The sequence below is a fragment of the Halanaerobium sp. ST460_2HS_T2 genome (genome assembly GCF_003337665.1).
GTDB classification, from domain to species: Bacteria; Bacillota; Halanaerobiia; order Halanaerobiales; family Halanaerobiaceae; genus Halanaerobium; species Halanaerobium kushneri.
Map to the genome: position 1 here is coordinate 38004 of NZ_QPJF01000013.1, position 19261 is coordinate 57264.

The 19261-nt window shown below is 34.4% G+C and carries 16 protein-coding genes; 5 read left to right on the plus strand and 11 right to left on the minus strand.

Annotated features, from left to right (window positions below):
- Positions 1 to 13: 13 nt before the first annotated feature.
- The 3 genes from DFR80_RS07625 to DFR80_RS07635 form a co-directional block, all read right to left on the minus strand.
- Entirely contained in the window at positions 14 to 799 is a 786-nt protein-coding gene (locus tag DFR80_RS07625) for a BsuPI-related putative proteinase inhibitor (RefSeq protein ID WP_114489640.1), read from the minus strand.
- 18 nt (positions 800 to 817) lie between these two features.
- Positions 818 to 2797 carry a S8 family serine peptidase gene (locus tag DFR80_RS07630; RefSeq protein WP_114489641.1) on the minus strand — a complete coding sequence of 660 codons (1980 nt, stop codon included), beginning with the start codon at positions 2795 to 2797 and terminating at the stop codon, positions 818 to 820.
- A gap of 63 nt (positions 2798 to 2860) precedes the next feature.
- Positions 2861 to 3289: an MgtC/SapB family protein gene (locus DFR80_RS07635; protein ID WP_076544080.1), complete on the minus strand. Its 429-nt coding sequence runs from the start codon at positions 3287 to 3289 to the stop codon at positions 2861 to 2863.
- Between the two features lie 204 nt (positions 3290 to 3493).
- Here DFR80_RS07635 and DFR80_RS07640 point away from each other — a divergent pair, with 204 nt between their 5' ends.
- Positions 3494 to 3982: a hypothetical protein gene (locus tag DFR80_RS07640; protein ID WP_114489642.1), complete on the plus strand. Its 489-nt coding sequence runs from the start codon at positions 3494 to 3496 to the stop codon at positions 3980 to 3982.
- A gap of 105 nt (positions 3983 to 4087) precedes the next feature.
- On the opposite strand, the gene DFR80_RS07645 is transcribed toward DFR80_RS07640, so the two are convergent.
- The 3 genes from DFR80_RS07645 to DFR80_RS07655 form a co-directional block, all read right to left on the minus strand.
- Positions 4088 to 4621 carry a transposase gene (locus DFR80_RS07645; RefSeq protein ID WP_114489643.1) on the minus strand — a complete coding sequence of 178 codons (534 nt, stop codon included), beginning with the start codon at positions 4619 to 4621 and terminating at the stop codon, positions 4088 to 4090.
- A gap of 219 nt (positions 4622 to 4840) precedes the next feature.
- Positions 4841 to 8371 (minus strand): pyruvate:ferredoxin (flavodoxin) oxidoreductase, encoded by a 3531-nt coding sequence (gene nifJ / locus DFR80_RS07650; RefSeq protein ID WP_114489644.1) that lies wholly within the window; start codon positions 8369 to 8371, stop codon positions 4841 to 4843.
- A gap of 175 nt (positions 8372 to 8546) precedes the next feature.
- Positions 8547 to 9221, minus strand: a complete 675-nt coding sequence (locus tag DFR80_RS07655; RefSeq protein WP_114489645.1) for a class I SAM-dependent methyltransferase — start codon at positions 9219 to 9221, stop codon at positions 8547 to 8549.
- Positions 9222 to 9361: 140 nt separating this feature from the next.
- Here DFR80_RS07655 and DFR80_RS07660 point away from each other — a divergent pair, with 140 nt between their 5' ends.
- Positions 9362 to 10705, plus strand: a complete 1344-nt coding sequence (locus tag DFR80_RS07660) for a DUF2330 domain-containing protein (protein ID WP_076544075.1) — start codon at positions 9362 to 9364, stop codon at positions 10703 to 10705.
- Between the two features lie 36 nt (positions 10706 to 10741).
- A complete protein-coding gene (locus DFR80_RS07665; protein ID WP_114489646.1) occupies positions 10742 to 11221 on the plus strand; it encodes a hypothetical protein in 480 nt (159 codons plus the stop codon).
- Between the two features lie 96 nt (positions 11222 to 11317).
- Here DFR80_RS07665 and DFR80_RS07670 read toward each other — a convergent pair whose 3' ends face one another.
- Complete coding sequence (locus DFR80_RS07670) at positions 11318 to 12484, minus strand: nucleotide sugar dehydrogenase (protein ID WP_114489647.1); 1167 nt, start codon at positions 12482 to 12484, stop codon at positions 11318 to 11320.
- Positions 12485 to 12772: 288 nt separating this feature from the next.
- Here DFR80_RS07670 and DFR80_RS07675 point away from each other — a divergent pair, with 288 nt between their 5' ends.
- Positions 12773 to 14032 (plus strand): glutamate-cysteine ligase family protein, encoded by a 1260-nt coding sequence (locus DFR80_RS07675; protein ID WP_114489648.1) that lies wholly within the window; start codon positions 12773 to 12775, stop codon positions 14030 to 14032.
- Between the two features lie 74 nt (positions 14033 to 14106).
- On the opposite strand, the gene DFR80_RS07680 is transcribed toward DFR80_RS07675, so the two are convergent.
- The 4 genes from DFR80_RS07680 to DFR80_RS07695 all read right to left on the minus strand — a co-directional run bounded on the left by DFR80_RS07680 (position 14107) and on the right by DFR80_RS07695 (position 18016).
- Positions 14107 to 14940, minus strand: a complete 834-nt coding sequence (locus tag DFR80_RS07680; RefSeq protein WP_114489649.1) for a YveK family protein — start codon at positions 14938 to 14940, stop codon at positions 14107 to 14109.
- A 193-nt stretch (positions 14941 to 15133) separates the two neighbouring features.
- Positions 15134 to 16879 carry a Wzz/FepE/Etk N-terminal domain-containing protein gene (locus DFR80_RS07685; RefSeq protein ID WP_114489650.1) on the minus strand — a complete coding sequence of 582 codons (1746 nt, stop codon included), beginning with the start codon at positions 16877 to 16879 and terminating at the stop codon, positions 15134 to 15136.
- 100 nt (positions 16880 to 16979) lie between these two features.
- Positions 16980 to 17627 carry a hypothetical protein gene (locus DFR80_RS07690; protein ID WP_114489651.1) on the minus strand — a complete coding sequence of 216 codons (648 nt, stop codon included), beginning with the start codon at positions 17625 to 17627 and terminating at the stop codon, positions 16980 to 16982.
- Positions 17628 to 17674: 47 nt separating this feature from the next.
- Entirely contained in the window at positions 17675 to 18016 is a 342-nt protein-coding gene (locus DFR80_RS07695; protein WP_076544068.1) for a phage holin family protein, read from the minus strand.
- Between the two features lie 279 nt (positions 18017 to 18295).
- Here DFR80_RS07695 and cysK point away from each other — a divergent pair, with 279 nt between their 5' ends.
- The gene (gene cysK, locus DFR80_RS07700) at positions 18296 to 19207 is read left to right on the plus strand and encodes a cysteine synthase A (RefSeq protein ID WP_114489652.1); all 912 of its coding nucleotides are present in this window, start codon (positions 18296 to 18298) and stop codon (positions 19205 to 19207) included.
- Positions 19208 to 19261: the final 54 nt, after the last annotated feature.

Sequence of the window (19261 nt, forward strand, 5' to 3'; positions counted from 1 at the left end):
AAATATAAAGTGATTAGTCTTCGATTTTAAATTCTTTTTCTATGGAATTAAAATCATAATTATCCGCTGTAATTTCTACTTCAACATAATATCTGCCTTCTCTAAACTGATTTAAATCTATCTCTTCTTCAAAGCTCAGAGAATCTCTACCTTCAATCTCAATATCCTGTACTGCTTGAGAGAATATCTTGTCTGAGGCCCAGGAATAAAGAACTCTACCAAATCTATTTTTGATATAAATATTATATTTCTGAGCTGAGTTAAAGCGAAGCTTAATATCATCTCTATTAGTATTCATAATCTCAATACTTAACTCTAGTTTATCATAAATTCTAAACTCATCATCGTTAAGATAAACCCGCAGACGCAGATTGTCTCTTAGCTGATCATCTCTACCGATCCTGTCTGGCATTGTTAATCCCTTTTCGACTCTAACATTGAAATTCAAAAATTCTTCCAGAAATTCTACCGGAACTAAAAAGTGCTGATTGATAACCACAGGTGTATATTCCAAATTTCTATTTCTTAAATTTGATCTGACTAAATCCTGGTTGTTTTGCAAAATATAATAATTATCATTTTTCAGGACGATATATCGGTTATTACTAACTCTATCTACTTCAAATAATCCAGCTTCCACCAATTTTTCAATTGGTAAATAAGTGTCCGCAGTTATCTGGTCTGGAATAAGATCAAAATCTATAGTTCTATTTTCTACCCGGATCTGAGCCGAAACGGAAATTGAAAACAGCGCTGCAATAGCCAGTGCTAAAAATATGATCTTAATTTCTTTTCTCAATTTTAACTCCTCCTTTAATTAGTTTCTTAATTTTTCAATACCTTCTACACTTAAGGAAGCAGCAGAAGAGCTTGAGGTCACATAATACATGTCTATATCCTGATTATCATAAACTGCACCTGGATTATAATATTCCGTTGCATCCGTTATACCGAAATAATCTCCTCCGTCAATCTCAAAATTATCATTAATGTCTCTCCAGGCAACCATATAATAGTCTCCAATAATTCTATCCGCTAAAGAATAACTGCCATCACTATTCATTCGGGTTGAATTACTCTCAATAATCAAAGTCCCATTGTTTTCAGTGGCTGCAAATACATAGGGGGCTCCTATTTTCTGATTTAATAATGCTCCATAAATATCAATCATTCCATAACCATATTCAGAATCTTTTCCTTCAGCACCTAAATCAACAGCTGTAGAAGTTAATCTTCTCCTTACGTTTTCAGGACTAACTCCTGCTTCTAGCAATAAAGCTGCTGCCCCACTAACATAAGCAGCTGACATTGAAGTTCCTTCCATTTCTGTATATTCATTTGTATAAAAAGTTCCATTTTCAAAATATCCCCAGGTGCTTAAAATACCAGTGTCAACATCAAAATCTCCACCGGGTGCTACTAAGTCTAAGTTTGAACCATAATTTGAATAACTTGCCTGCTGGTTGTTAATGTCTACAGCGCCTACTGCTATAACTTCTGGATAAGCAGCAGGATATAATACTGAACTAGATCCATTATTTCCAGATGCTCCTATTAGAATTTTATCCCTACTATCAGCAAATTCAACTGCTTCTGTCAGATGAGCAGGAAGATTGTTGGAATCTAAATCAGCACCAAGGCTCATATTTAAAACATCAGCATCATTATCCACAGCATAGTAGATTCCTTCTGCTACGTCAAAAGTATTTCCGCTTTGAGTATCATCTAAAACTTTTACCGGCATTAAGTTTATGCCCCAGCTAACTCCTGCTACTCCCGTAGTATTATTAGTTAAAGCTCCAATTATTCCTGTCACATGAGTACCATGACTTCCGCCATCGGCCTGAGTAGTTCTGTCTCTTATATCTGTATTAGCAGTATAATTGCGAGGATCAGTATTTCCACCACTATCACCAACCAAATTTGCTCCTCCAGATATATTAGCCTGTAAATCTTCATGATCTGGTATAATACCGGAGTCAAGAACAGCCACAGTAACTGAACTACTATATTTTTGTTCATCCCAGGCTGCTTCAAGATTTGCAGATATTGAGCCCCACTGAATTATACTACGATTATTGTTGGAATCAAATTCGTCATACCGCTCATCATTTGGAATAGACTGGACATAAACATAGTAATTGGGCTCAGCATATTCTATTCCAGGCTGACTAGAAAAGTAATCTATCATTTCTTCAACTGTTTTTCCGGCTGGTATTTTAAATTTAACTAAATCGCCATTACCTCTGTTCAATTTTTTCGCAATATTTAATCCCTGAACTTCTTTAACCGTATTTGAAGCACTGGTTACAGTTGAATTATCATATTTAACAATTATTTCATCCTGAACAATCTTAGCTTTACTGAAATCTTTAAAGTTAGAGGCAGATCTTAAATTACTGGAACTATTTATCCCTGATGCCTCATATTCTGTTCTATTACTTATATTGACCTGACCGTTAATTATTGTTGTATCTGCCACCGGAACAGCATTAATAATTAAATTATTATTAACATTTGGATAAACTGTTTCTACATAATCTTCAATAGCATCTTTTTTTCTAATTCTTAAAGTATAACTATCTTTTTCCAAACCGGTAATATAAAACTCGCCATAATAATCAGTCTTATCCCTTACCTGACCATCAAGTAAAACCTCAGCATTATAAACCATGGAATCTGTGTTATTATAATAAACTTTTCCTCTCAAAGTAGGACTGCTGCCATTACTGCAGGCAGCTAAAATTAAGCCACCCAACACTAGTATAATTAATAAAGTAAAATACTTTTTCTTCACAAAAATCCCCTCTTTTCTCTTTAATAATAACAATTAAAATTCCATAAGTTTAGTAAACAGTTACTAAACCCGTCTCTTAACTGAAGGGGCTACTCTTAAGCTAATAAAAATAATTAAAGTTGCAGCTATCGAAATATCATATAACCCATAGCCTACCGCAAGACCCAGACCTGCAACTCCCCACAGGCTGGCTGCTGTTGTTAGGCCTTCAATTTTGTCTTCCTGTTTCAAAATAGTACCCGCTCCCAAAAATCCAATGCCACTTACAACCTGTGCTGCCAGCCGAGCTGGATCACCCTGAACACCACTTAATGAACCACTAGATTCTGCGACTTCAACTGAAAGTATCATAATAACACAGGAAATAACAGCAACAATAACATTTGTTCTAATACCTGCAGCTTTATTTTGCTTTTCTCTATCATAGCCGATTAACGCTGCCATAATAGCAGCTAATATAAGACGAAAGACACCTGTCCAATTTAAAATCAAAAGCTTCACCTCCATAAGTTTCTATCTATATATTATATTCTGCATAATAATTTTCAATCCTTTAATAATTAAATTATAATAATTTAATTCTGATTTGAATTTAGTAAAATCAACAACAAACCACTCCATTATTTGAGTTAAAGCTCAATTAGTGTTATATTAAAAATAAGATAAACTGAATAATTTTGTAAGGGAGGTAAAACTATGAATATGAAAATAATTGCAACTGCAGTATTAATCATTATACTCACATTATCATTGCCACTGCTGGCAGCTGAAGATGACTATATTGATCTAAATGACTATGATTTAGACTTAACAGTGGAACAAAAAACTATCTTAAAAGATGAATTAACCACTATGGTAGATATTTATGGAGAAATTGATCTGGGAATGATTAAAATAATTCTGGGAGAATTAGAAGATAATAACGATGAATTTGAAGACGATTATGATGGAGACTATGATGAAAATTATAATGGAGATAATTTTGGTCGCGGTCTGGCTCAAAGGATTAAAGCCTACAAGGCAAATAATGAAGATTGGACCGGTCAAGGTCTCTCAAATATGATTCATAACTATATGCAAAATAATCATCCTGGAAAAGGAAAAGCTAAAGGCAAATACAAGAATCCCGTTAATGGTAATAATTCTGGAAAGGGAAAAGGCAATAATCCTGGTAAAGGTAATTAGAATTTAAAATTAATTTCAAAAAAGCTAAACTATTCAAATCTTTAAAAACAGCGGGCTATTGATTAAATTTCAATAGCCTTTTTCTTTGTAAAATTGTTTGAAGGCTTAAACAAATTCCATAATAAACTTATTATATAAACTTCTTTCACCAGCAAAATAGTTTAGAATCTCCTCTTCTTTAACTAACTCACTTTTTTCTTCTCCTAAATAGATCCTGTAACTACTCCAGCGATAATCTTTGGGGTTTAAGACCAGTTGATCTTTAACCGGATTGAGATGAATATAACGATTTACAATTAAATTGTAGTAATTATTTTCTATTATCTTTGAGCCATATCGACCCTGGAATACATGGCCTACTGTATTATATCTTTCGTTAAAATAACGCGCATAACGCCAGTTAATAGCCTGCATAATTTTCCAGATTTCTATATCTTCAGTTCTAAGATGCAGGTGAACATGGTTAGGCATCAAACAATAGCTTAGAATTACAAATGGATATTTATTATTTATTTCTTTAATTATATTAATATATATTTTAAAATCAATCCTGTCTAAAAAAATTGTTCTTTTTTTATTCCCCCTACAGGTAATATGATACTTTGATCCAGGATACCAGACTCTTCTTTTGCGCACCATAAATACCACCCTTCTATTTTTTTACTTCAGTTTAATTATATACTTTTATTTATATAATTTCAATATTTTTACAATTTAATTAAAAAATTTATCCGCTTATCTTTTCGACATAATAAGACAAAACTCGGGTGGTACACGGCACCAGTACGTTAAAAAAAGACCAGCGGCGTCCCGCTGGTCTTTTATCCTTGCTCTTTTATTTATTTTTAAGCTATTTTATTACTCTTCTTCAGGAGCATAAGCCTGCTCAAGTCTCTTGTAGGACTGATAACGTTCTTTTGCATCCTGTTCAGATTTTTCAAAGAGATCCTCTGCAATTTCAGGGAATGTCTTCTGTAGAGAGGAGAAACGTACCTCACTAAGAATAAAGTCTCTGAAGCTTTCAGTAGGTTCTTTGGAATCCAGACTAAATGGATTCTTTCCTTCTTCTTTAAGATCTGGGTTGAAGCGGAATAAGTGCCAGTATCCAGATTCAACTGCATCTTTCTCCTGACTAACACTACAGCCCATACCTTTTTTGAGTCCATGTGAAATACAGGGAGCATAAGCAATAATAATGGAAGGTCCATCATATGCTTCAGCTTCTGCGATAGCTTTGATTGCCTGGTTCATGTTGGCACCCAGAGAAATCTGAGCAACATAAACATAACCATAAGTCATAGCCATCTGTCCTAAGTCCTTCTTCTTAATCTTCTTACCAGAAGCAGCGAACTTAGCAGCTGCAGCAGTTGGAGTAGCTTTAGAGGACTGTCCACCGGTGTTAGAATAAACCTCTGTATCAAAGATTAATACATTTACATCATCACCAGAAGCGATAACGTGGTCTAATCCTCCGTAACCGATATCATAAGCCCAGCCATCTCCACCAATAATCCACTGAGATTTCTTAGTAATAAATTCTTTACGGTCAACAATCTCAGCAATTACTTCGTTTTCACTGTACTTAGCGAGTAAAGGCATCATTTTCTTCTTGATTTCTTTAGTTTTCTCGCCGTCATTATAGTTATCTAACATTTCTTTCATTAGCTCTGTTAGTTCTGAATCTAAATCAAGCTCAATTGCTTCTTCCATCAGGTCAGCAATCTTAGCTCTAATCTGCTCATTAGCCAGATACATACCATAACCATACTCGGCGTTATCCTCAAATAAGGAGTTAGCCCAGGCTGGTCCGTGGCCTTCTGGGTTAGTAGAGTAAACAGATACAGGAGCAGATCCACCCCAGATTGAAGAACAACCTGTAGCATTAGCAATTAGCATTCTGTCTCCAAATAACTGTGTTACCAGTTTAGCATAAGCTGTTTCTCCACAACCTGCACAAGCACCGTGGAATTCAAGTAGTGGTTCCTGGAACTGACTACCTTTGATATTAACAGGATCCATTAAGTCATCCTTAATAGAAATTTCGTTAATAGCATAATCCCAGTTGTCTGCATCTTTTTCTACCATTTCTGCAAAAGGAGTCATCTCTAATGCATCAACAGGACAAACATCAGCACAAACACCACAACCTGTACAATCATAAGGACTTACCTGAATCTTATACTGTAATCCTTCCAGCTGTTTACCGCGGGCATCAAGAGTTTCAAATCCTTCTGGAGCGTTAGCAGCTTCTTCTTCATCTAATAAGAAAGGTCTAATTACTGCATGTGGACATGCTAGTGAACACTGGTTACACTGAATACATTTATCACTTAACCAGTCAGGTACATTAATTGCAATACCACGTTTTTCGTATTTAGAAAGTCCTGGAGGGAAGTGTCCATCTTCACGGCCAATAAATGTGCTTACAGGTAATTCATCACCTTTTTGTGCATTAACAACCTTAAGTACATTCTTAACAAATTCTGGCACGTCTTCTTCCTCTTCCTTTTCAGCAGTTTCAGCACTAGACCATTCGGCTGGTACATCAATTTTAACTAATGCATCTAGAGCCTTATCTACTGCTTTATTATTCATTTCAACAATCTTATCACCTTTATGACCATAAGATTTTTGAATAGCTTCTTTTAGATATTCAACAGCTTCATCAACAGGAATAATGTCAGCTACTTTAAAGAAAGCAGTCTGCATTACCATATTGATTCTCTGGCCTAAACCAACTTCCTGAGCAATATCTACAGCATTAATTGTGTAGAGATTAATGTTATGATCAGCAATATACTTTTTCATTTTCGCAGGAAGATTTTCGTCCAGCTCATCAGCTGACCAGGTACAGTTAAGCACAAAGTTTCCGCCATCATGTAGATCTTCAACCATATCAAACTTATCTACATAAGATTCGTTATGGCAGGCAACATAGTCTGCTTGATCAATTAAGTAAGTTGACTTAATTGGCTCATCACCAAATCTTAAGTGAGAAACAGTTACACCACCAGATTTTTTGGAGTCATAAGAGAAGTAAGCCTGAGCATACTTATCTGTATTGTCACCAATAATCTTGATAGCATTTTTGTTAGCTCCAACAGTACCATCAGAACCAAGACCCCAGAACTTGCAGCGAACTGTACCTTCTGGAGAAGTGTTAATATGTTTTGTAAGTTCAAGATTCGTATTTGTAACATCATCTTTAATTCCAATTGTAAAGTGATCTTTTGGCTCATCTTTTCTAAGATTCTCAAATACAGCATTAATCTGTGTAGGAGTAGTATCCTTAGAACTTAAACCGTAGCGTCCGCCAACTATAACAGGGCGCTTTTCGTGATCGTAGAATAATGATCTTACATCTTCATAAAGTGGTTCCCCTACTGCACCAGGTTCTTTAGTTCTATCTAATACAGCAATCTTCTCAGCAGTTTCTGGAAGAGCCTTCATGAAGTATTTTTCGGAGAATGGACGATATAATCTTACTTTAATCAGACCAACTTTTTCTCCTTGATCTACTAAGTACTTAACAGTTTCTTCGATAGTATCTGTTACAGAACCCATAGCCACTACTACATATTTAGCATCTTCTGCACCTATATAGTTAAATGGATGATATTCTCTACCTGTCAATTCTGAAATTTCCTGCATATATTCTTCTACAATATCCGGAACTGCATCATAGAAACTATTACAAGCTTCACGCGCCTGGAAGAAAATATCTGGGTTTTGAGCTGTACCCATTGTTACAGGACGTTCGGGATTTAATGCTCTGTGTCTGAATTCGCTGATCTTTCCGTAATCAACCAATCCTTCCAGATCATCATAATCCATAACTTCTATTTTTTGATATTCATGAGAGGTTCTAAAACCATCAAAGAAATGTACGAATGGTAAACTTGATTTAATAGATGCCAGATGGGCAACACCAGCTAAGTCCATAACTTCCTGGACACTTCCGGAAGCTAACATAGCTGTACCTGTTTGACGGGCAGCCATTACATCAGAGTGATCACCAAAGATCGATAGAGCATGTGTAGCAACAGTACGTGCACTAACATGAAAAACTCCGGGTAACTGTTCTCCGGCAATCTTATACATGTTAGGCAGCATCAATAATAATCCCTGAGAAGCTGTAAAAGTAGTTGTCAAAGCTCCTGCCACCAAGGAACCGTGTACTGCACCAGATGCTCCTCCCTCAGACTGCATTTCAGTCAACTTTACTTCCTGGCCGAAAATATTTTTACGACCATTAGCACTCCATGCGTCAACTAATTCAGCCATTGGAGATGAAGGAGTAATAGGATAGATAGCTGCTACGTCTGTAAATGCATAAGCCACATGAGCTGCAGCAGTGTTTCCATCCATGGTCTTCATTTGTTTTGCCATTATAACTTTCCCTCCTATTAATAAGGTAAATTTTTATTATTTATTTCCTCTTTAAGTATAATACTTTACAATTCTGCTGTCAAATATTTCACATCTTTTATTGACCATTTTCCGGTATTCGAAATTATTAGAATTCTTTAAATAAGCGCACTATTCAAGATGCCTTGATTTTACTTTATTTAAGCCGTTTTTTTGCAGTAAGAATATAGAGGGATTTATTGAGATATTGATGCTCTATTTTGAGCTCATTTCGAGCCAGCTTTTCGGTCAGTTTTTCTGGCTGATAAAAATTAACCGGCTCTCCAGCCAGTTTTTCAAAAAAGATAATAACTCTGGTAAAAAAGGTAGTTGGATCAAATTCTAATATATATAGTTTTCCTCCCGGTTTGAGCACCCTTGCTGCTTCATTTAAAGCAGAATCCACTCTACGAAAGTGATGCAGAGCATCCGAAATTGTTAGATAATCAAAAGAATCACTCTCAAATGGAAGATCAGCACCATCGGCCAGCACATGCTTAACCTGCTGTTTAAAATCTTTTTTCCTCCCCTCAGCGAGCATTGCCTGAGAAGGATCAGCAATTGTAACTGTAATATTTCGAGGCAGATATCTAACAAGTTCTCCTGTTCCTCCCCCCAGATCAAGCAGTTTAACTTCTGATTGTTCCTCCTTCAATTCCTGTTCAGAACTGTTTGCTGAAAGATTAAAATTAAAACCACTGTCCCTGCTGCCAGAATGCCTTTTTAACTCATCTTTTTTTATCCTATTTCCCAGTTCAACTAAAACTTTTTCGTGGCCCGATATTTTCATGGCCAGATCAAAAACTGGAGCTGCTAGAGTAAATAAGTCCATATTTGTCACCTCTCTTTTCCAATTATATCATAAAAGTGAGATATTAACAGTTTGTGTCTCTATAAATTTTGTTGCTGCAGGCAGGAAAAAAATCTATAGTTGAAGAAGTATATCATATGAGAATTAGAGGAGGGATAATCTTGAAAAAAACAATTATTCTATTATTTATCTTTTTACTATTAGTTTCTACAGGCGCTTTTGCAGACAGAGGCTCTATCCCCTTTATTGAAGGAGTGCAAATTTTTGAGCCAGCCCAGGATGCTCTAATTGCCTGGAACGGGGATGAAGAAATTTTAATTTTATCAACCGAATTATATGCTTCTAAAGCAACAAAGGTACTGCAGGTATTACCTTTACCGGCCGAGCCTGAAGTCAAGAAATCCAGTCGTGATGTCTTAAGACGAGCCAATGAATTTGTTTTTCAGGAAGTCTTTAACGATTTGAGACAGCCAGTCCTGAGGAGCACCGAAACGGAAGCTCCTGCTGCCGAAATAAAAGAAGAAATAGTAATTGGCTCCCACGATATTACGGTTGTAAAAGTTTTAAATCAAAATTACTTTGTCAGCTGGGTTAATGACTACCTGCAAGAAAAAGGCGAACAAAATCCAGTCATTCCCAGAGAACTTAAAAACACAATCAATAACTATATCAATCGCGGCTACAACTACTTTGTTTTTGACACTGTTGAAGTTGGACCTGATCCCAAAATTAACGAGGCTGTTTCCTATCAATTTAAAACAGATGAACTATATTATCCTCTAGAAATTACAAAATCTGACCGCGGAATCAGCGAAATCAGCCTTCTGATTTTAACTGATCAAAATCTCGTTAATTACAATGGAATTAGCAAAAATCAAATTACAGAAATGACACCAGCTGTTAATTTGACTTATGGAGAAAGCGCTTATATTTCAACATCTATAGCCGACCTCTTTATTGATGATATTGATCAGCTGAAACAGGAAACCAAAGATATTAAACTTTTAAATTGGGTCATTAAAGATGATCTGGCAAACTTTAACCAGGACTTGTTAGTTGATCAAAATCTGGGGGCATTATTAGAAAATAAAATTGTTTATCAGGGTACCACCTATCTGGATTATAGGGTAGATCAGGATTATCCTTATCAAAGTAAAAAAGCAATTGAGACAATTGAAGGTAAAGTTGAAATGAGAATGGGCAGCAGAATGTATCCCTGGATGGCTCCTTCAGTAAAGGGACATGTGCTATTTAATGCTGCAGAGGGAAATTTGCTCACAAATTTTGCAGCTGAAGGAAAATCTGTTAAAATAAAAGGGTACAGAAGTAAAAGTGCAAATATTTCTATGCGTGACCCAATAGACAGGATGCCGGTCATGGTAGAAATTAAAGATGTCTTTTATGTAACGGAAATTGTAGGCTGGAAGCCGTATAGTGGTATTGCTCTAAGCAGTGAAGGAAATTTAAACAACTCTAGAACTCGCTTCTGGCTGGAAGACAGATAAATTTTAAACCTCTAAAAATTTAGAGGAGGTATCTTAATGCGGCTTAAAATCTTGATCCTGACTGGATTAATTATTTTAATCCTGGCAGCTCCTGCTGCTGCAGCTGAAATAGAAAACTATTACCTGCAGACAAGTTTTTTTACCCAGCATTTCAATCAAAGAGACTATCAGAATAACCAGCAGCATCTCATTGGACTGGAAAGACACTATGCCAATAATGACTTAGATGGTATTGCCTTTTTCAAAAACAGCTATGACCAGGACACAATTTATATTTACCGGGGAACAAACTACCATCTGTTCTCAATTGGCAGCACAGAGTTTACAGCTAAATTTACCTATGGTATAGTCCATGGTTATGATGATGAAAACGGAAAATATACTACCTGGATGCATCAAATGACAACTTTTCCCGGGGCAGTTTTCAGTATTGGCTTAAGAAGAGAACCTTTCCGTCTGGATTTAGTTCCTTTTGGAGATGCGGGTATTATAACTACCGGAGGGATAGAGTTTTAAGAATTTATTTTACTAGCTGCAGAAAGCTCTGAGAAACAAAAGCCACCCGTTTTGAGTCAAAAATATGACTTAATCCGGGTGGTTAAAAACTGCAGCTTAATTATTATTAAATAAATCTCTGGTATAAACTTTTTCCTCAACATCATCTAACTCGGCAGCCATTCTGTTGGCAACAATGATTTCTGATTCAGCTTTAAATTTAGCTAAGTCATTTATTACTCGTGATCTATAAAACTGATCGGCCTCCAGGGCAGGCTCATATACTACTACTTCAATTCCCTTTGCCTTGATGCGTTTCATTACCCCCTGCACAGATGACTGTCTAAAATTATCAGAGTTTTTCTTCATGGTCAGACGATAAATCCCTACCTTTTCCGGCTGCTGTTTAATTATCATCTCAGCAATATGATCTTTCCTGGTTCGGTTGGCATCTACAATGGCCTGCATAATATTATTGGGTACATTCTCATAATTAGCAAGCAGCTGTTTAGTATCTTTTGGTAAACAGTAGCCTCCATAGCCAAAAGAAGGATTATTATAATGATCTCCTATGCGAGGATCCAGGCCGACCCCTTCAATAATCTGTTTACTGTCTAAATCCCTGACCTCAGCATAGGTATCGAGTTCATTAAAAAAAGCTACCCGCATTGCAAGATAGGTATTAGCAAACAGTTTTATCGCTTCTGCTTCAGTGGAATCCGTAAACAAGACTGAAATATCTTCTTTTTCAGCACCTTCAACTAAAAGGTTAGCAAATTCCTGGGCCCTTTGAGACTGTTCTCCAACAATAATGCGAGAGGGATAAAGATTATCATAAAGTGCCTTACCTTCCCTCAAAAATTCCGGGGAAAATATAATATTTTCTGTATCAAATTTTTCCCGCAGTTCTTTAGTATAACCAACCGGTACAGTTGATTTAATAATCATCACGGCATCTTCGTTAAAGGAAAGTACATTAGCCACAACAGCTTCTACAGTTCTGGTATTAAAATAATTCTGATCCGGATCATAGTTAGTTGGGGTAGCAATTATTACATAATCAGCCTCCCGATATGCTTTAAGCGCATCAGTGGTTGCCTTTAAATTAAGTTCTTTATTTTCTAGATAGTCTTCAAGCTCTGGATCAACAATCGGCGACTTTCTTCTATTGATCATTTCCACTTTTTCTTCTAAGACATCGACTGCTGTTACCTCATGATTCTGAGCAAGCAAAACTGCATTGGACAGCCCTACATATCCAGCCCCTGCTACTGTGATTTTCATATTATCATTCTCCCCTGTATGTAAATTTTATAATTGATGAATAATTTATCAACTTTAATTTTATTATAAACAGTTCTGAGATTCAAACAAAAAGCTCGACAATTTCCGTCAGCTAATAACTTAAGCAATATTTTTTATAATTAAATGCAGGAAAAGCAAATTTAAGTTATAATAGTATATATAAGTAAAGCAATCAACTTAATTACGGCTGAACAGCTAACTAAATGCTGACATTTTAGGTTAAAAAAGCTATCAAATTATATAAATAATAAAAAGAAAGGATCAGTTATGGACTACCAAAAACAGATCGAAAGTTTTGCAAGTTATTTTAAAGAAGCTGAAAGTAAAAAAGAAAATCACAAAGTCGGAATGGAATTTGAACATCTCATTTTAAAAGAAAATTTAACTGCTGTTAAATATTCAGAAGAGCAGGGAATTGAATCTTTGCTGAAACAGTTAAGTAAAGGAAACTGGGAAAAGGTCTTTGAAGGTGAAAATTTAATTGGACTTACTGATAAACAACGGGCTGTAACCCTGGAACCAGGTGGCCAGCTTGAATTGAGCATTATTCCCTTTGTTGATTTAGAGCAGACTAAAGAAATTTATCTAAGTTTTATAGAAGAAATCAAAGAAATTTTAAATAGCAGAAGTCAAAAACTGGCTGTTCTCGGTTATCAACCGGAAAGTTCAATTAAAGATCTACCTCTGCTGCCAAAAAAGCGTTATGACTTAATGTACAGATACTTTAAAGGCACCGGTAAGTATGCTCACAATATGATGAAGGGTACTGCCTCTGTCCAGATGAATATTGATTATGTTAATGAACTAGATTACATTAAAAAATTTAGAGTTGGCTATTTTTTAACTCCCCTGGTCTACTATCTTTTTGACAACACTCCTTTTTTTGAGGGGAAAACAGCAGCTTCCTCAAGCATTAGAGAGACAATCTGGGCCAACTGTGACAGTGAGCGTTCTGGCATTATTAAAGGCGTTTTTGATAAAGAGTTTGGTTACAGAGATTATGCAGAATATATACTTAATACCCCTGCAATTATAAACTTAGAAGAAGGTAATTTAGCTTACAGTGGTTCGACTAAAATTAAAGAGCTTATGGAAAACGATAAAGCAGAAACTATTGACCATTTTCTTTCAATGGTTTTTCCGGATATCAGGACTAAAAAATACATAGAAATTAGATCCGCTGATGCTCTGCCCTATCCCTATAATTTTGCCTTTGCCGCGTTATTAAAAGCTATCTTTTATAATCAGGATAATCTTGATTATTACTATCAGCAGTCTTTAAATTACAATCAGCAGGAATTTCTGCAATTTAAAAATAAAGTAATTAATTCTCAAGAAAACCAGAAGCTAGAATCATTAACCACAGAGCTCTTTAAAAGAGCCGAAAAAGTAGCAGCGCCCGCTGAATTAGAATATATTAAGGAGTTTAAGAACCTATATTTAAACTATGGGCGTCCAAAATTTAAAACTTTAAATAATATACAGCAGGGTAAAAAGAAAGCTTTAAGCTGGTGTATCTTGAATTAAATAATTTAACCCCGGAGAAATTAAAATTTAAATTTCTACCGGGGTTTTAATATGTTCATTTTTGATTAAGTTTTCTATTCTTCTTTCATAAATTCTCTAAAGAAGATTATAAACACTGCCAGCATTAGGGCCAGCACTGCTGCAATTGCAACATTTAACTTTATGTTCGGACTAGTCGGATTTTCAGGCAAGTATGGTGCATCTAAAACTTCCAGTGGATAAAAGTTTTCAAGTTCTGATTCTCTTTCTTCAATTTCTCTTCTTAACTCCAGACGTGAATCCTGAAGAGACGAATTTTCCTGAATTAATAAGGAAGCAACCTCACTTTTTCCCTTTTCTCTACTTTCTTGAATTAAGTTTTGATTTCTTTCTAGATCAGAGCTTAGATCTTTTAGATCGGTTTTAAGAGTAGAAATATATTCCCTATCATTTTTCAATTTATTTTCAAAATATTTATTAGAGTCTGCTTCAAAGTTACTAATTAAACCCTCTGCAATATTTTGAGTTAATTGAGGCTCATTATTTTTTACTGTTATTGTAATAATTGAAGTATTACTTATTTGACTGATATTCAAGTTATTATTAATATAGGAATTTAATTGAGCAGCTGTCAAATCTATATTTTCTGCTGCCATTACTTTCTGCATTAGATCAGTGCTGCTTAAAAGTTGTACAGCGGTATCAGGGTTACTGTATAAACCTTCATAATTGGAAAGCTGTATTCTGGCCTGAGTCTGATAAGTCGGAGCAATAAAAAAGGTGCTGAACAAAAAAGCAGCTATAACAGCCAGTATTACAAGCCCGCCTATAAAAAATTTATTATCCCACAAAAGAAGTATATATTCTCTTAAATCAATTTCATATTCATCATAATACATCTGGTGGTTATTGTTCCCTTCACTATTCATCTATATCGCTCCCCACAAATTATATTTTAGCCTCCTAATTATTATTCTACATTATTTTACAAAATAAAACAATCTATTTTTTGGAATTTTCAAACTTTCATCACAAATTTAAAACTAAAAAGTCTCTTTTCTTAAGTTATAAAAAACAACTTAAAAGAAAAGAGACTTCTTCTTAATGATTATTTAGTTATCTTTAGTTATGTTCTTTCATAAACTCTCTAAAGAATACTATAAAAACTGCAAGCATAAGTGCTAAAACAGCTGCTATAGCCATATTAAGTTTACTATTATTTCCAAGAGGTTTCGAAGGTGTTACTGCTTCCGCATAAAACTTAACATCACTTGTCCTTTGTGCTTCTGTAATCCTAGCTTCTTCGACTCTAGAAGCTAAAGAACTATAAGTATTTTTTACATCTTTTATTCTTTGTTCAAGTAAAGACTTTTCATTCTCCGCTTCCCATAACTGATTCTGCATTTCTTTAATTTCTGAAGTTAATTTACTTTCATCTTTACGGTAGTATGCCAATTCAGCACTTATTTCTTCTAATTCAAGTTCTAAATTCACCTTTTTATTAACTAAATCTTCATATCTCTTAGCAAAACTATTATAGGAATCTCTATACATTGATAAATTATTACTAATATTATTCTTAATTAATTCAAGACCATAATATTCTTCGTTTAATTTTTTTAATCTATTGTTTTCATTCTCAATCTGGCTATTGTAATATTTTATTAAGGTTGGAATCTTTTTTAATATAATACGATTATCAGTTAAATTATTCTTGGCTTTTTTGTAAATAGGATTTACAATTTCATCTTCTAACTTTAATTTTTTTAATAAATTAAGTTCTTTTTCTGATAAAATATTCTCCCAAAGTGTATTGTTGTCTATACTTCTATTAACTATCCAACGAGAGTCTTCTTCTCCTAATACCTCATTCAGATTTTGATTTTCTTCTCTTAAATTTACCATTTTATTTTTTAATTCTGATATTCTATTCTGGTACTTGGTAATATTATTTCTTGCAGATTTAATTTCTTCCTGTATTAAATTAAGATCATTCTCCTGATTAAAATTCTTTAATTTCTCCTGATAATTTAAGAACTGATCTTTAACTTTTAATAAACCATAATTGTTTCCTATATTAACTTCGTTTCTTAATTCTCCAATCCACTTCCCATCCTTTTCCATTTTATCTAACTGAGAAATAATAATTTTGTACCTTGCCTTTTTTGCGCCAATAGTTTTTTCCAGATCCAGTATTTTCTTATTATTTTCGTTTAACTTATTTTCTCTATTACTAAGTCTTTGTCTTAATAACCCTAATCGATTCTCTTTACTAAAAGCTAATAAATCTGATTTTAAATTGTTTAGTTTTTCTTCCGTGTCTTTAAATTGTTCCTGGATAACCGTAGCAACCTCTATCACTTCATTTTTTCTAATTTCTCGACTATCTTTTATAAAATTTTTTGCCCAGGCATTAGCAATGTTAGCAGCCAGTTCAGGATCCCTGTTTTTAACTCTAAGTTCTATTAAAGGTGCATCTCCATTATCATTTTCCTCAGAAGCTAGAATTTCAATACTCATCATGCCATCTAATTGATCAGCACTATATCTTTCTCCACTCTCATTTCTCAAATCCAAATCATTGATAACCTTTTGTTTTATAGAATCAGTAGTTGCTAAATTTCTATAGGTATCTATAGAAAAAGATTCTACCTCCAGAGAAGTTGTATATCTCGGAGTTAAAATCAGCAGTGTTGACTTGGCCTCATATACTGGCTCAATAATAAAAGTACTATAAGCAAATGCTATCAATATAGCAATAATCACCAGAGAACCAATAAAAAATTTATTATTCCATAAAAGCATTATGTATTCTCGTAAATCGATTTCGTATTCACTGTAATAATCTTCCGGCGGCTCATTCTCCATTCAAATTCCTCCTATTATAAACTTGATTTATATTATTATAATTTTATTACAAAAGTTTCTTTTTTTCAAGAATCAAAATTCGACAATTTATAATTAGTGGTTAATTAAAATTAATCTTACTTACATGATCAAATCTAAGCTCAACAATTTCGGCAGCCGCAGGCCAGACAATTATTTTTTGACCCTGTAAATTTGATTTAATATCTGAAGAGTTTTTGCGCTTTATTAAATAGGTCTTCTCTCCACTTAAATACTCAATCGATGTCAGATTACTATAGTTGATATTTAGTGGGCTCCCTAGAGAAGTATTAATACTGATTGCATTTTCTACTGTACTGGCAAAGAAGAAATCACCATTCCTTAAACTAACTGAAATATCTTTATTAGCATTAAAGGGACTGTTAGTAGAAAAATCAACACTTTTAATATCCGAAACTGTAAAAACTCTCTCAGAACCATTAACCAGAAATCTAATATCTGCAAGCAGCTGACCGCTGAACCTGTTGTTTTCTGAAGCTCTTAAAACAAAGATTTCCGTTTCATTTCTAACTTCTCGATCAATTTTACTTATATATTGCTTTTGTAAGTTTAATTTCGCATAATCTGTCTGCAGGCCCAGAGTTTCATTCTGGACCTCTCCCCTCAGCTTCTCCCCACTCTGAAGTTCAATCTGATCAGCAAAAGCAGCCCCACTAACTGTAAATATAATTAAAGTTATAAATATAAAAATTGCTGCTGTTTTTTTCATTTCTAAACCTCCTGACACTATCCCTTTTTAAACTGAAAAATTGATAATTACTCTTCAAACATATTGTGCAGGATGCTTGATACAAAACTTACAATAATAGAAGCAATCAACGCCGAAAAGAAGCCACTGACTGCAAAACCGGGCACTAAAACAGAAGTTAAAGAAAGCATAATTGCATTTATCACCAGTAAGAACAATCCAAAAGTAAGAATTGTAAACGGTATTGTCAAAATAGTAAAAATAGGTCTAATAAATCCATTGACAAATCCTAAAACAACAGCTGCAAAAAAACCGGCCCAGACTCCGGTAACTGTAATACCGGGCAGTAAATAAGCAGCCACTAATAGAGCTACCATGGTCGAAAAAACTTTTGCAAAGAAATGAGACATTTTAATTCCTCCTCGTTTAGCAATTAGATTAAATATTATTTTTAAATAATGACTCTGTCACTTAACCTATATACATATTTCTATGATAATTACATTATACCTTTTTTGAAAAAAATGTCAAAATTATTACTATCTCAGCTAGAAATACAAATAGAAATACAAAAATATATTCTTTTTTTATAATATAGTTGACAGTATTACTATACTATATTATAATATAAATCAAAGTAAAGTGCTCAACTTTAAAAAAGTTTTATCTAAAAGTTTTGGGAGGTACTTATGATTTATAATAATGTAACTGAATTAATTGGAAATACCCCTTTAGTCAGATTGAATAATTTAGTAAGTGACGGTTCTGCTGAGGTTGTACTTAAGCTCGAAAGTTTCAATCCTGGTGGCAGTGTTAAAGATAGAATAGCTTTTAATATGATAAATGAAGCTGAAAAATCAGGTAAAATTAAACCAGGTGGTGTTTTAGTAGAGCCAACAAGTGGAAACACAGGTATAGGAATTGCCATGGTTGGAGCTGCCAGAGGATACAAGGTTGTGCTGACAATGCCCGAATCAATGAGTCAGGAAAGAAGACAGATGCTTAAGGCTTATGGGGCAGAATTAGTGCTGACTCCAGCATCTGGAGGTATGAAAGGTGCTATCTCAAAAGCAGAAGAAATTGCAGCTGAGCGAGATGGATTTATCCTCTCACAGTTTAAAAATCCTGCAAATCCTGACATTCATCGGCAGACAACGGCTCAGGAAATTATTTCTGAAACAGAAGCTAAAATTGATTATCTGGTTGCCGGTGTAGGTACCGGTGGCACAATTACTGGTACAGGTGAAAAACTAAAAGAAAGAATTAATAATCTGCAGGTGGTAGCTGTTGAACCTGAAAATTCTGCTGTTATCTCTGGAGATAAACCCGGTTCACATAAAATTCAGGGTATAGGAGCAGGTTTTATACCTGAAGTTTTAAATACTGAGATTATTGATCGAGTTGAAAAGGTAACAAATGAAGAAGCATTTGCAACCGCTAAGGACTTAGCAGCAAAAGAAGGTATCTTTGCTGGTATTTCGACTGGTGCTGCAGTTGCCGCTGCCCTCAAACTGGCAGAAGAAGTCGGTAAAGAAAAAAGAATTGTTGTTATTGCTCCTGATACAGGTGAGCGATATCTTTCTACTGGAATCTTTGCCTAACAATAATTAATATTTAATATAAATTTTGTCGATTTTTTGTTTTTTTAATAAAGT